The sequence below is a fragment of the Alcaligenes sp. NLF5-7 genome (genome assembly GCF_024266725.1).
Classification (GTDB): domain Bacteria; phylum Pseudomonadota; class Gammaproteobacteria; order Burkholderiales; family Burkholderiaceae_B; genus Alcaligenes; species Alcaligenes phenolicus.
The window spans coordinates 3,966,684-3,980,223 of the sequence record NZ_CP100755.1 but is presented as its reverse complement, the minus strand read 5'-3'; the positions used below and the strand labels follow the sequence as shown (position 1 = coordinate 3,980,223).

Below are 13,540 nucleotides of genomic sequence, written 5' to 3'. Positions count from 1 at the left end.
GAATGCCTCTTTAGGCTTGGCATTCAGGGCTTGAACGTCAGATTTAAGCGATCTATGAAAGGGCGTCGTAGTTTTGTGCCAGACGCACGACGGTGACACCCGGACGTAGCTGGCGCAGCGAAGGCATGACCAAGGTGCAGTTATCGTAGGGCGTCAGCCAGGCTTGGCCATCAGCTTGTCCAATCGCTGTGCCGGCATCGGCCAAGGTTTCCAGGCCTTGCCAGTTCTGATCGAAACTGACTTGCATGGAAGGGGCGACAATCGCATGGGTGACTTGCAGAACGCGTTGCGTATCGGGAGACGCTCGACGCCAGTCCGAGGGCAAATCCTCTTTTTCCACAATCTCGGAGGCGAGCAGAAAGCGGGCAATCAGGTCCAGTGCGATTGCCGGTGTATCAGGATCGCCATGAAAGCCGCATTCCAATAGTAAGGAGCGCGCTTCATGGGCTTCAGGGTCCGAGAATCGACCGTAATCGCGCATGCGTACGCCGTCCTGATGGCCGCTATCCACAATCACATGCTCGGGAGCGCCCAGAGTACGGGCCAGCTCGATATTGCGTGCCAAGGTGCCAGTCAATAACAAGGGGGCGCTGGGTTCATGCATGGAGTGCAGGTCCAGCAACCAGTCGGCTTGTTCCAGCCAAGGCAAAATCGCTCGTGCACGGCGCTGCTCTTGTGTCTGTGTTTGAGCCAGCTTCTGATCGCTCCAGACGCGGTTCATGTCTTCGTCCACGTAGCGGCTGGCATCGTGCTGCTCAGGATCAAAGCGATCAAAGGCGTCCAGATTGCAAAAGGCCAGAATCAGCTTGCCACGACGGGGCTTCAGGCCACTGGCCAACACGGCTTTCAAGGCCCAGGCCCCACAAAGTTCGTTGCCATGAATCAGGGCGCTGATCATTACGGTACGGCCCGCTTCGCCCGAGTCCAGGCACCAGATTCCAGGGACACCGGTATTGCCCTGACGCTCTTCTTGAATGTCAGGCAAGGAAAGAGAAAATTGCATGGAAAGACTCCAGCGCCCCAGCAGCTAGCCGGGGCGCATGTGTTTTATTCGGCTTGCAGCTTGGCCAGTTCGACCAGACGAGCATATTTGTCGACCTCTTTGGCCTGGAACTCTGCCGCGTTCATGCCGGGTGCGTAAAGCGTGGCTCCATTGGATTGCATTTTCTCTTGCAAGTTGGCCGATTGCAGGCTGCTGTCCAGAGCCTGACGCAAGGTGCTGGTGACGGATTCAGGCAAATCCTTGGGGCCATACAAACCAAACCAGACGTTGATGTCGACCTTTTCAAAGCCGGGTGTATCGGCCAGCGGCGGGATCTCCGGGGCAGCAGGAGAGGCATGGGTTTCGGTAATGCCCAAAGGCACGATGGCGCCTGCGCGAGCTTGCGACAGGCCCGAGGACAGCACAAGGTAAGCCGTATCCAGTTGACCACTCATCAAATCCGAAACCAGGGGTGGGACGCCACGGTAGGGCACGTGCATGGCGGTGGTACCGGTCGAGGCGTTCACCATTTCACCGGCCAGGTGCAAGGTAGTACCTACGCCGGAGGAACCAAAGCTGAAGGCTTCCGGTTTGGCCGCCCGCAGCTTTTGCGCATAGTCTGCCGCGGAGCGAATACCGGACTCTTTGGAGGCTGCCAGCAACAAGGGCTGGGAGGCAATCATGCCAATAGGCGTGAAGTCTTTTTGCCCGTCGTAGCGCACGGCTTTGTTGATCATGCCGGCGATGATCATCTCGTTGGTAGAACCCAGCAGCAGGGTATAGCCGTCGGCGGCTGCACGTTGTACGCGTTGAGCACCAATGGTGCCACCGGCACCGCCTGCGTTTTCCACGACGACGCTTTGGCCCAAACGGCTGCTCAGCTCTTCAGCTAACAGGCGGGCAGTCAGATCCACGCTGCCTCCGGCGGGATAACCCACGACCAGAGTCAGGCTGCGTGAGGGGTAGGTGTCGGCGTGGCTGATTGAGGCTTGCAAGAGGCTACAGGCGCCCAGAATGCCAAGGACCAAGCTGCGCTTGGGAAAAGAAAAAGACATGATGTGCTCCCCGTTCAATAGATAGGTTTCCAAGCAGCGGCCGGTGTGCGCGCTGCGGGCCTGTTTATCCTTAGTTATGAAAGGGTATTGTGTCTGTTGCGGCTACTTGCGATGTGCTGTTGCGGCACATGGACGTGCTTTTTCGGTTGCTTGTGCGTTTATCGCCCCTGCTGGGTGAAGGCCCAGACGGACTCTGCCAGATCCGAGAGCGGGGCTCGGGAGCGATACAGACGAACTTCAAAGGCAATCTCGTCGCCTTTGCCGCCCAATTGCACCAGCGTGCCGCGACGACATTCATTGGCAATCATGGACAGGGGTAACCAGGCTACGCCCATGCCTTTCAATACCGAGCCCATTGCCGTATCCAGAGAATCGCAACGCACCGTGCTGACCAGGGGATAGGGAAAGTGGTGCAGCTTGTCACCCAGAATGCGGGCCATGGCCAAGCCGCCTGAATATGAAATCAAAGGAATGCTGCGTCCGCTATCGGCATTGAGTTCATATAAAGGTGTGCCGTTCTTGCGGCGCTGACAGGTAGGCACCAATTTGTCAGTGGCGATGGTCATATACGTCACTTGCTCGGCCAGCAGTTCAATTGACAAGGCCGGGTGTTCATAACAGCACAGAAAGTCGGTTTTGCCTTGGGCCAACAGCTTGGCCATATCGGCCATCATGCCGGTGCTGATGTCGATAGGTATATGGGCCGACAAAGGGGCGTGGCTGCCTTTTTGCAGACGGCTGACCCAGTCCGTGACCAAGGTGCGTGCCAGGCTACGGCCGGTAGCAATGCGCAAGCTGCCTTGTCCGGCTTGATCCGAGGCCTGCAATTGCCGACGAACGCGGTTCAGTTGTTCCAGCACTTGATTAGCCGTGTTGTAAAACACCTGTCCTTCCGGCGTTAGCGTGATGGGCAGGCTGCTGCGTTCCACCAAGGGTGTTCCCACCCATGCTTCCAAGGCCCGAATGCGACGTCCAAATGCTGGGTGTGTGACGTGGCGTTGCTCTGCTGCCCGAACAAAACTGCCCGCACGAGCCAGGGTTACAAAGTCTTCAAGCAGTTTTAGCTGGGGCACGAAGGGCGTCTTACAGCATGGCCAGGCCGTTGGATTTTTCAACCAGATCGCGAATACGTACGGCGTCACCAATACGCGAGTAACGACCCGAGGAGTTCAGCAGCACAATAGCCACTTCACGATCTTCGATCTTGGTCAGCATTACCAGGCATTCGCCCGCTTCGTTGATGAAGCCGGTTTTGGAGACCTGAATATCCCAATTGGCGTTTTTCACCAAACGATTGGTATTGTTGAACACCAGTTGGCGACCACGTATAGGCTGCACGGAGTATTGATCATTCGTGGTGTATTGCTGGATACGGGCATGCTGGCTGGTGGCCGTCAGCAACTTGACCAGATCACGCGGGCTGGATACGTTGTCGCTGGACAAGCCGGTAGGCTCTACAAAACGCGTATTGCGCATACCCAAGGCACGTGCCTTGTCATTCATGGCGCGCACAAAAGCAGACAAGCCACCAGGATAGCTGCGCCCCAACGCGTGGGCAGCCCGGTTTTCCGACGACATCAGCGCCAGGTGCATCATGTCGGCACGGCTCAGTTTGGAGCCAACGCTAAGACGCGAGCTGGAGTATTTGACGCGGTCCACATCTTCGTCGATGATCTCCAGCATTTCATCCATGGGCAGGCCGGATTCAGCCACGACCAGGGCTGTCATCAGCTTGGAGATGGAGGCAATGGGGCGAACGGCGTCGCTGTTTTTCTGGTACAGCACAGTAGACGATTCCAGATCCTGCACAAAGGCAATTTCTGACCGCAGGGCTGCGTGCTGAATCAGGGCGTCGTGTTTAAGGGCATTAAGCGCGCGGCGGCTATCGTTCTCGCTATAGCTGATAGGCTGCAGGTTTTTCTCGAAAACCAGATGCGGCACGTTGTAGCTGATGGCGGCTGTGGCTTCATCCAGTGTGGATGGCTCGGCCAGCGCCAGTGTCTGCGCAAAGGACGAAATCGAAAAAGGCGCTAGAAATAAAACACATAGCGCACGTCGAATGAATTTATTTGTTCTGGTCTGAGGCATTTTTCAGTTCCCGGTAGGCGAGAAACAGAAGGGCGGAGAGAATTTATGCGCTTATGCTACCAGAAAAAATCCTCTTTATATTAGTATCTTACGGCTCAAAGTTAAAAAAAAATTAAGATATCTGCGCGGTATCATTAAGAAACTTATTTTTATCTGTATAAAAACACAGCTTATGTTTTTTCTGAAAGTCCAAAATAATAAAAAACCTGTTTTTATAAACAGTTTTTTAAATCGATTCCTGCTTTCTATGGTCCTGGTTTCATTACCGCTGGCCAGTCATGCTGCCTCCTTGGCTTGGGACGGGGAACAGCTTAGCAATGCCATCACCACCAGCTCGCCCAGCACCCAGCAAAGCTTCCTGCCTGCAGAGGCGGTGCGAGCACAGGCTTCAAGCATAGGCAAGGTGGAAGTCAGTTATCACCACAATGGGCGCGCCATTCTGAAAAGCCGTTTGTGCTTGCAAGGCGGCTCCTGTGTGGACATGAATGGTTCGGTATTAAGTACCAGGGCCTTTGCCGGTCAGGATGCGCGTCTTGGCTTTGTGCTGGTGCATGAGGTGTGGAGCTGGGCGGGTAGCACAGAGCCTGTGCGTGTGCAGGCCTCGATACGGGTGAATTACCAGCGCTAGCCTGAAATAAGGCGGTTTCCTAATAAACGATTTAATTGCTCTTGTACTTGATCCACCTCAAAGTCCAGACCTAAAGAAACCTGCCGTACTGCCGATATGTAGTCCTGATGCCCATCGGGCCATAACCAGGACTTGTGCATGAACCCCTCTACTCTGATCGGCATCGTAGCCAGCGTGCTGCTGTTTGCCGTGATCTTGTTTTTTACGGCAGAAAACCCCGCCTTGTTTGTGGACCTGCCCAGTCTGGCCGTGGTGCTGGTAGGTACCTTGGCCGCGACGTTCATCAGTTATCCCTTAAGCGAAGTTGTCCGTATTTTTGGTCTGATCGGCACCGTGCTGCGCAATGAACGCCTGTATACCCAGCAGGATATGGACGAGCTGATCAATATCTCCCGCCTGTGGATGATGGGGGATATTCGCGCGGTGGAAGAGGCGCTGGAAAAAGTGGCCAACCCTTTTCTGAAAACCGGCGTTCAGCTGGTGATTGATCGGGCACCCCAGGAAGATATTGAAGACCTTTTGCAATGGCGTATCAGCCGTTTGCGTGCTCGTGAACATGCAGAAGCGCAATTGTTCCGTTTGATGGCCAGCTTTGCACCGGCCTTCGGTATGGTCGGCACGCTGATTGGCTTGGTCAACCTGATGTTTTTGCTGGGCGATGGTGACATTACGTCTATTGGTCAGCAAATGGCTCTGGCCTTGATGACGACGTTCTACGGCGTGCTGCTGTCCAATCTGGTCTTCAAGCCCGTGGCGGTGAAGCTGGAGCGTCGTACCGAACAGCGTGTGGTTCTGATGAACATGATCATGCAAGGTGTGTCCATGATGAGCCAGCGCCGTGGCCCGGCCTTGATGCGTGAGACGCTGAACTCCTTCATGGCTCAGTATCAGGACGAGATCAATGACCGGGGCGGCCGCGATGATGATGCGGACCCGGCTCCGGAACGGGGCTGATCCCATGGGAAACATGGAGCAGGACCTGACTTTGGGTGAACTTGCTGACCGCCAGAAAGCCTTGCAAAAGGAACTGGAGCAAGCTCGCGGCGCCAAAATCGAACAACAACTGGCCAGCAATCTGGGCAGTCGTCGTCGTAGCCGCCCCTGGAATGATCCAGGGCTGGCGGTGCCCGAGGAAGAAGAAGCCTGGTTGACCACGTATCTGGACATGATGACCTTGTTGCTGGTCTTGATGATTGTGATGCTGTCCTTTGCGGGTAAGCGGGCGCAAACGGCGGCGCAGGGACAAGGGCAGGGAGGGGCTACAGTCGTGGCCCAAGCAGGCAAGGACGGAGCCGGTTTGTTGCCTGCTGGGGCGGGCCTTTTCCCGGACGCTGGTCAGGGTGAGGGACAAGGCAAAGGCAATCACGGTCTGGATCTGGACGGCTTGGGCGACAATATCGATGTGGTCATGAACGACCAATCCGTGAGCTTTCGTATCAATAGCGAAATTCTGTTTAACTCGGGCGGTGCGGATCTGGGGCTGGAAGGTTTGACGGTATTACGCCAACTGGCTGCCGTACTGCAGAAATCCACCCATCCTATTGTGATTGAAGGTCATACGGACTCGGTGCCGATTCGTAGTTATCGCTACCCATCCAACTGGGAACTATCAGGTGCGCGTGCCGGTAGCGTAGTGCGTTATATGGAAGCCAACGGAATTGGCAGCCAGCGACTGAGCGCTGTCGGTTATGCCGATACCCGGCCTTTGGGGGATAACGGCACCTCGCAAGGCCGTGCGACGAATCGACGGGTTGAAATTATTGTGCAGACTCCCCAAGCACAGCCTGAAAGCCCCGTCCCATGAGCCTTTAACACAAAACCCCGGTTTGTATGTTGCAAACCGGGGTTTTTGTTTTGAGCCGAAATTCAACGCGTCTGACTTAGTCCAGTACGCGCGTGGAGGAAGCCAGAGAGCCTAGATCGAACTTGGGCAGGTGACGACGCAAGGGCATGATCAGAACACTGATCACTACCGGCACAATCGCGGCCAGCAGGAAGGACTCCAGCAAGTAATCCATAGGACCATTGGGGCGCGGGAATACGGCCAGACCGGCGACCAGACCACCGATGGTGCTGATGGTGGCCGTAAAGCCATCGTAGCGGCGGCTGTACAGGCCAAAGAAAACCGGGAAGGCCGCTGCCGAGCACAGCAAGTCTGCCAACAGGAACAAGTACAGTACGCTAAAGCCTTGTGAGGAGGCGTAGAGCACAGGGATGGAGCAAATCCAGATCAGGGAACGCGCCAGACTCATCATTTGGGCGGTGTTGCGATGCGGCATGATGCGGCTCAAGTCCACGGCAATCAGGCTGGAGACAGCGCTGATTGCGGTATCGGCACTGCTCATGACCAGGGACAGGCCTAACGGAATCAGCAGCACCAGGAACCAGACAGGTACGTGCGGCAAAATTACATTGAACAGGGCCACGGAGCTGTCACCGGGCGAGCCCAGACCAACAAAGGCCAGGCCAAACAAGCCCATCAGGAAAATGAAGGGCGCTACAAACAAACCACCCAACAAAAAGCCGCGACGCATGGACTTGGTGTCTTTGGCGGCATAGATACGTTGCCAGTTACCTTGGTGAAACAGGCCGGTCAGCAAGATGGCGACAAAGAACGTCAGGCCAGCCTTCACGCCTACGGGATCGCTAAGCTCGATCAGTCGAGGAGCTTCCAGTTTCACGTTGTCAAACAACTGTACCGGGCCGCCCACCGCTTGCCAGCCGAACATCACGATCAGGAACAGCATGGGCAGAATCACAAACATCTGCACCTTGTCGGTAAAGATGGAAGCACGCAAACCGCCGTAAGAGGTGTAGATCAGCGTGGCCAGCAACACAATGCTGGCCGTGACCCACAAAGGAATCGGGGCAATCAGGGTAATCATCTTGGACATGGCGGTGATTTCTGCCGTCATGGAGATGAACATGTAAAACAGCATGATGACCAGAGTCAGCGCATACATGGGGCGACCGTAGCGGGCGATGACAAACTCGCTCAGGCTGTGGCCGCGAGGCAGCAATTCGCGCATGCGCTTGCCGAGTGGAATCATGGCCAGACGGGGCGACATGGAGCCAATGGCATAGCCGATGACAGCGCTTAAACCGCCCCAGCTGGCTGCTTGTGCGGGCGAGAACAGAATCCAGGCACCCAGCGAGGAGGCCAATAAAGTCAGAATGGTAGCGACCGAGCTTTGGCTGTTGCGAGCCACCACAAAGTCTTCCAGGGAGCTGTTGTAGTGGCGGGCGTACAGCACCCCGGCCAAGGCAAAAGCAGCGGAAAAAACGATTAGCCACAGGAGGGTGGCACTTTGGTCCAGCATGAGATCTCCCCAAAAGCCTGCTTGAACAGGCACAAACCGGCCAGGCTGGCAGGATGCCAGAACAGGGCGCAGAAAAATGGAGGGATTGAAATGGGGCGTGTGAGCTTGTGAATGCGCCGCATAGACAAGAGCGGGCAGGCTGCCAGGCCGCGTTTCCTTTCCCTTCGCCGGCATGATCCGGATCAGGTTCTAAGGGTTACCGCTTGAATGCGGAGTCTCAGCCCGTTAAGGACTCCCCCAGGAACAGGCTAGAAGAGTAGGAGAGCTTCTTTCAAATGTCAATAATACGGTTTAGTCCGATTTATGCTATGGTCTGCCTGCGGCACGGGGTGTCCTTCTTGGAAAGGGCTGAGATAAAACCCGTCGAACCTGATCCAGCTCATACTGGCGAAGGGATGTCCGAATCCATGGCCCTGCGTCCGAACTGGGCCGACATCCTCGCCGAATTTTTGCAAGGAATGTCATGTCTGTGGAACACGTCTCGGAACTCTCTCAACAACTTGTTCTGGTCACCGGCGGCGCACGCGGCCTGGGGGCTTGTCTGGTACGCGCCTTTGCGGGCCAGGGCGCAAAAGTTGTGATCAATTACCTGAAAAGTGAAGCAGCCGCTCAGGCGCTGGCGGACGAATTTCCGCAGCAATGTCTGGCCGTGCAGGCGGACGTGACGGATGCGGCTTCGGTACAAGCCTTGTTTGCCAAGGCGCAGGCGCACTTTGGCCAGCCCATCACCACCGTCGTCAATAACGCCTTGCCCGAGTTTTCCTTCAACGGCGATGCCCGTTCCCATGCCGATACCTTGACGTGGGCTCAACTGAACCAGCAACTGGAAGGCATTGTGGGCGGTGCCTTGAACACTACACAGGCCGCCCTGCCTGGCATGAAACAAGCTGGTTTTGGCCGCATTATCAATATCGGCACGAACCTGTTTCAGAACCCCGTGGTGCCTTACCACGATTACACCGCGGCCAAGGCGGCCTTGTTGTCCATGACACGCACCTTGTCGCACGATCTGGGGCCGGATCAGATCACCGTGAACATGATTTCCGGTGGTTTGCTGCGTACAACCGACGCGTCCGCGGCCACACCCGAAGCGGTGTTTGACTTGATTGCGGCCAGCACCCCCTTGCGCCGCGTGACCACGCCCGAGGAGTTTGCCGATGCGGCCTTGTTCTTCGCCGGTCCGTGGGCGCGTGCCGTAACAGGACAGAATCTGGTTGTTGACGGTGGATTGGTGAAAAACGGATGAGACAGCTGCATTTCAATTTGTTCATTATGGGCTGCGGGCACCACAAAGCAGCCTGGCGCCATCCTGATTCGCAGGTCGAACGTTTGGGCGATGTCCGGTTTTACGAAGAGCTGACCCAAATTGCCGAGCGCGGCAAGCTGGACGCTATTTTCTTTGCCGATGGTCAGTCCAGCGATAACGTGTCCGATGGTCCGCGCTGGTTTCTGGAACCCTTGACCATGATGGCTGCGCTGGCGCGAGCCACCGAACGTATCGGCTTGATCAGTACCGTTTCCAGTACCTTTTACACGCCGTTTGTGGCGGCACGCATGTTGTGCTCTTTGGATCATGTATCCAATGGGCGGATGGGCTGGAATGTGGTGACATCCATGTTTGACTCGGAAGCGCGTAACCACGGCTACGAAGCCATGCCCGATCATGCCTGGCGCTATGCGCGGGCTGAGGAGTTTGTCGATACCGCATTGCAACTGTTCGACTCCTGGAGCGACAGTGCTTTGGTCATGGACAGAAAGGGCGATTACGCCAAAGTGGATCAGGTTCGCCAGATCCTGCATAAGGGCGATCACTTCCTGGTGGATGGGCCCTTGACCTTGCCACGTTCGCCGCAAGGCCAGCCGGTGCTGTTTCAGGCAGGTGCTTCTGAGCAAGGCCGTGATTTGGCCGCCCGCAAAGCGGAGGCTATTTACGCTGTGGCTTATGATTTGCCCTCGGCCCAATCCTATTACCGCGATATCAAACGACGCGTGCGTGAAGCGGGCCGTGGCGTGGATGTGCCTGTGATGCCGGGTTTGGTGACCTATGTGGGCTCCACCATGGAAGAGGCGCGCCGCAAGCAGCAAGAGCTGGACGAATTGCTACCCGCCGAGACATCCTTGCGTCAGCTGGGCATGTTTGTCGGCCAGGACTGCATGAATTGGGAGCTGGATGCGCCAGTGCCACCACTGCCGCCACTGGAAAGCTTCAAAGGCCCCAAAGGGCGCTATGCCACCATGCTGCGCATTGTGGAAATGGAAAAACCGACAGTGCGCCAGTTGCTGGGCCGAATCGCTGCTGGCGGCGGTCACTGCACCATGGTCGGTACGCCGGAGTCCATTGCGGATCAGATTGAGCAATGGTGGCGCAACGAAGGAGCGGATGGTTTTAACCTGATGCCGCCTTCCTTGCCCAATGGCATTCGTGACTTTGTTGAGCAGGTGATTCCGGTTCTGCAAAAACGCGGGCTGTTCCGTCAGGAATACGAGCATGCGACCCTGCGCGGCCACCTGGGCCTGGAGCGGCCTGCCGCCTGATGCCAGGGCAAGAAAAAAGCGGGCATTTCCATAGACGGATTTGTCCGCTTTTTCCCTAGGGTGAAGAGGCTACGAAGCTCCTGAAGTTTGCTATCCTTAATGCTTTAATTGTCGCCTGCTTAACGAGCAGCGAGCTGTATAGGGATCGCACTATGAAAACCGCCGTTGTCACCGGGGCCTCCTCAGGGTTTGGGGCTGCGCTTGCCCGTAAATTGGTATCTGAAGGACACACCGTGCTGGGTCTGGCGCGTCGTCAGGACAAGCTCGATGCCCTGGCCGCCGAACTGGGCGAGCGTTTTGTACCGGTCAGCGTGGATTTGACCGATCGTGCGCGAGCAGAAGCGGTGCTGGCTGATCTGACAGCTCGTTTTCCCAATATTGATGTGCTGATCAATAATGCCGGTCTGGCACTGGGCGTGGATAAGGCGCAAGACGCCAAGATGGATCAGTGGGACACCATGGTGGCCACCAATATCAGCGCGCTGCTGCACATTACGCACGCTTTGCTGCCGGGTATGGTCAAGCGCAATCAGGGCCACATCATCAATCTGGGGTCGACTGCGGGCGAATACGCTTATGCAGGCGGCAATGTGTACGGTGCTACCAAGGCTTTTGTGCATCAACTGGGCCTGAACCTGCGCGCCGACCTGTCGGGTACCGCAGTTCGTGTTTCTACCGTGGCTCCTGGCCTGTGTTCCGGTACGGACTTCTCGACTGTGCGTCTGGGCGATAAAGACAAAGCCGCTGCGTTGTACCAGAACGTGGATGCGCTCACGCCTGACGATATCGCCAATACCATTGCCTGGATCATGAACGCGCCTGCCCATATGAACGTCAACTACATCGAGTTGATGCCAGTGGCGCAAAGCTTTGCAGGCTTGAGCGTGCATCGCAAGGCTTAAACGTGGCGACCGGACGCGGGTCTGGCTTGATTAGACTTGGGCTCCGGTCTTACACTGCAAACGTCTTCAGGGCGGGGTGAAATTCCCCACCGGCGGTAAGGGAGCCATTCCCCAGCCCGCGAGCGCTTTCCGCCAGGGAAAGGTCAGCAGATCAGGTGAGAAACCTGGGCCGACGGTCAGAGTCCGGATGAAAGAAGATGAAGCATCGCTGCCTTGTGATCAAGGCAGCGGCGTGTTTTATTGCTGCCCGGAGGACGCATTGTTTAATCAAGGATGCGTTCAAATGAAAAATCTGAAAATCTCCCCTGCATTAGCCGTTGGTCTTTTGCATGAATTCTGCGAAGGAGCGTGCTGATGTATACCGGAATTGTTAAAGCGGTTCGTCCTCTTACAGCGGTCAAGGCCGAGCTGGGCCGTACCGAGTTTGAAATCGACTTCACCGACGAGCTGCTGGTGGATCTGCAACTGGGTGCCAGTGTCAGCGTGGAAGGCACGTGCCTGAGCGTGACCAGCATCTCTGGCCCTAAAGTCACCTTTGATGCGATTCCCGTCACGCTGGAGCGCACAAATCTGGGCACACTCAAAATGGGTGATCTGGTCAATATCGAACGGTCGGCCAAGCTGAACGAGGAAATTGGCGGCCATGTGATGGCTGGCCATATCGCAACGACGGCTGAAGTGCTGGAACTGAGCATTACCGAGGCCGGTAATCGCCTACGTTTTCAGATGCCGGAAGATTGGGCGAAATACGTGTTTCCACGTGGTTTTCTGGGCGTGAATGGCTGCAGCTTGACTGTGGCGGATGTGGAAGACGGTGTTGTGACCATCAACCTGATTCCCGAAACCTTGCGCCAGACGACGTTCTCACGCTACAAGGTGGGCGATAAGCTCAATATCGAAGTGGATCAGCAGACGGTTGTGCTGGTCGATGTGCTGGAGCGTACGGTTGCAGGCACGTTGACACGTGTGATGCCTGGTTTGAAAGGCTGATTGACGCCTAAATGAAGTAAAAAGAGCTGTCAGTTTCAAGACTGGCGGCTCTTTTTTATGAGGGGCTTTTACTGTGCCTGTTGCGGTACTGATGCTTTGGGGCTTGTGGGCAAAGTCTGGAGTGAAACGCAGCCCGAAAGCAGAGTGTGGAGCCGTGTGAGCCTGCCCCTTCTAGCGATCGGCACCTTCCATAATAAAGCTGCACTCACACTTGAGTTAGCGCCTTCAAGACAAAATCAGCACGCTTTTCTACGCTTGTTTTGGGCAGCAGGCTCACTTGGTATCCCAAGAGGGGATAAACACGCTCCAGGCGCTCATACTCACGCAAAGCAGCGTCCATATCGTGACGACGTTCTGGGTCAGCCTCGTATATTTCAGGCCAGGGAGGCGTTAAAAACACCTGTGAATGATAAGGGCAGGTCTTGTTGAGTTCATCCAGCAGTGGCGTTCCCTTTAATTCCTGCAAAGCCGCAGCCGCATCAATCAAGCCTCGATCAAAAAATACCCATCCACCATCTCTCGGGGCGCTGGAATAGTCATCTTGCGCGGTCTTTATCGCTTCATTCAGGAAGGCCTCCATATCCAGCCAGGGAAGGGCAGAGCCACCGCTGGCCAGCTGCTCCTGAACAATACGTCGCCCAGGTTCCTGGATAACCGTATAGCCACGATTTTGCAGCTCCGATAACAAAGTAGATTTGCCGCCACCAGAGCAGCCGGAGATAAGAACAAAAGGGTTCATAAGAGTAGGTCAGTAGAAGATGAAGACTTGTACAGGCGTGTTCACGCCCCGAAACTGAAGCCGGATGTAGGGATGTAGGGATGTAGGGATGTAGGGATGTAGGGATGTAGGGATGTAGGGATGTAGGGATGTAGGGATGTAGGGATGTAGGGATGTAGGGATGTAGGGATGTAGGGATGTAGGGATGTAGGGTGGGGAAGTCTGGACCAGATACCCGCGAAGATTGTGCAAGTTTAGCGTATTTCTGCATTTCCATACTCCCACACCCAGCCAGCTAGTGACCAGCCGACTTGAAAATAAT

At 55.8% G+C, this 13,540-nt stretch carries 14 protein-coding genes and 3 riboswitches; of the genes, 8 read left to right on the top strand and 6 right to left on the bottom strand.

What is annotated here, in order from left to right; translation table 11 throughout:
* Positions 1-52: 52 nt before the first annotated feature.
* The 4 genes from MID00_RS18330 to pbpG all read right to left on the bottom strand — a co-directional run bounded on the left by MID00_RS18330 (position 53) and on the right by pbpG (position 4,125).
* Complete coding sequence (locus MID00_RS18330) at positions 53-1,003, bottom strand: succinylglutamate desuccinylase/aspartoacylase family protein (RefSeq protein WP_254499275.1); 951 nt, start codon at positions 1,001-1,003, stop codon at positions 53-55.
* A 44-nt stretch (positions 1,004-1,047) separates the two neighbouring features.
* Positions 1,048-2,037: a tripartite tricarboxylate transporter substrate binding protein gene (locus MID00_RS18325; RefSeq protein WP_021446611.1), complete on the bottom strand. Its 990-nt coding sequence runs from the start codon at positions 2,035-2,037 to the stop codon at positions 1,048-1,050.
* A gap of 158 nt (positions 2,038-2,195) precedes the next feature.
* On the bottom strand, positions 2,196-3,110 hold the full coding sequence (locus tag MID00_RS18320) for a LysR family transcriptional regulator (RefSeq protein ID WP_254499274.1): 915 nt from the start codon (positions 3,108-3,110) through the stop codon (positions 2,196-2,198).
* A 10-nt stretch (positions 3,111-3,120) separates the two neighbouring features.
* Entirely contained in the window at positions 3,121-4,125 is a 1,005-nt protein-coding gene (gene pbpG / locus MID00_RS18315) for a D-alanyl-D-alanine endopeptidase (protein WP_009454188.1), read from the bottom strand.
* A gap of 247 nt (positions 4,126-4,372) precedes the next feature.
* Between pbpG and MID00_RS18310 the strand changes: the two genes are divergently transcribed.
* From MID00_RS18310 to MID00_RS18300, 3 genes are all read left to right on the top strand, one after another.
* Positions 4,373-4,753 carry a flagellar protein FlhE gene (locus MID00_RS18310; RefSeq protein ID WP_009454187.1) on the top strand — a complete coding sequence of 127 codons (381 nt, stop codon included), beginning with the start codon at positions 4,373-4,375 and terminating at the stop codon, positions 4,751-4,753.
* A gap of 138 nt (positions 4,754-4,891) precedes the next feature.
* On the top strand, positions 4,892-5,707 hold the full coding sequence (locus MID00_RS18305; protein ID WP_009454185.1) for a motility protein A: 816 nt from the start codon (positions 4,892-4,894) through the stop codon (positions 5,705-5,707).
* 4 nt (positions 5,708-5,711) lie between these two features.
* Positions 5,712-6,557 (top strand): OmpA family protein, encoded by an 846-nt coding sequence (locus MID00_RS18300; RefSeq protein WP_240688304.1) that lies wholly within the window; start codon positions 5,712-5,714, stop codon positions 6,555-6,557.
* A gap of 76 nt (positions 6,558-6,633) precedes the next feature.
* Here the strand turns inward: MID00_RS18300 and MID00_RS18295 are convergent, their stop codons facing one another.
* Positions 6,634-8,073 carry a sodium:solute symporter family protein gene (locus tag MID00_RS18295; protein WP_026482622.1) on the bottom strand — a complete coding sequence of 480 codons (1,440 nt, stop codon included), beginning with the start codon at positions 8,071-8,073 and terminating at the stop codon, positions 6,634-6,636.
* 141 nt (positions 8,074-8,214) lie between these two features.
* Positions 8,215-8,322: riboswitch (TPP riboswitch) on the bottom strand.
* Positions 8,323-8,388: 66 nt separating this feature from the next.
* A riboswitch (TPP riboswitch) is annotated at positions 8,389-8,486 on the top strand.
* Between the two features lie 50 nt (positions 8,487-8,536).
* Here MID00_RS18295 and MID00_RS18290 point away from each other — a divergent pair.
* The 5 genes from MID00_RS18290 to MID00_RS18270 all read left to right on the top strand — a co-directional run bounded on the left by MID00_RS18290 (position 8,537) and on the right by MID00_RS18270 (position 12,500).
* Complete coding sequence (locus MID00_RS18290; protein ID WP_250755647.1) at positions 8,537-9,319, top strand: 3-oxoacyl-ACP reductase; 783 nt, start codon at positions 8,537-8,539, stop codon at positions 9,317-9,319.
* Positions 9,316-10,608: an LLM class flavin-dependent oxidoreductase gene (locus MID00_RS18285; RefSeq protein ID WP_035273191.1), complete on the top strand. Its 1,293-nt coding sequence runs from the start codon at positions 9,316-9,318 to the stop codon at positions 10,606-10,608. The genes MID00_RS18290 and MID00_RS18285 overlap by 4 nt, the downstream gene beginning before the upstream one ends.
* A 152-nt stretch (positions 10,609-10,760) precedes the next feature.
* On the top strand, positions 10,761-11,510 hold the full coding sequence (locus MID00_RS18280) for an SDR family NAD(P)-dependent oxidoreductase (RefSeq protein WP_009458283.1): 750 nt from the start codon (positions 10,761-10,763) through the stop codon (positions 11,508-11,510).
* Positions 11,511-11,568: 58 nt separating this feature from the next.
* A riboswitch (FMN riboswitch) is annotated at positions 11,569-11,713 on the top strand.
* Positions 11,698-11,865 (top strand): hypothetical protein, encoded by a 168-nt coding sequence (locus MID00_RS18275; RefSeq protein ID WP_181900152.1) that lies wholly within the window; start codon positions 11,698-11,700, stop codon positions 11,863-11,865. It overlaps the preceding riboswitch by 16 nt.
* Positions 11,865-12,500: a riboflavin synthase subunit alpha gene (locus MID00_RS18270; protein ID WP_250755651.1), complete on the top strand. Its 636-nt coding sequence runs from the start codon at positions 11,865-11,867 to the stop codon at positions 12,498-12,500. The genes MID00_RS18275 and MID00_RS18270 overlap by 1 nt, the downstream gene beginning before the upstream one ends.
* 205 nt (positions 12,501-12,705) lie before the next feature.
* Here the strand turns inward: MID00_RS18270 and MID00_RS18265 are convergent, their stop codons facing one another.
* Entirely contained in the window at positions 12,706-13,239 is a 534-nt protein-coding gene (locus MID00_RS18265; protein WP_254499273.1) for an AAA family ATPase, read from the bottom strand.
* Between the last annotated feature and the right edge of the window lie 301 nt (positions 13,240-13,540).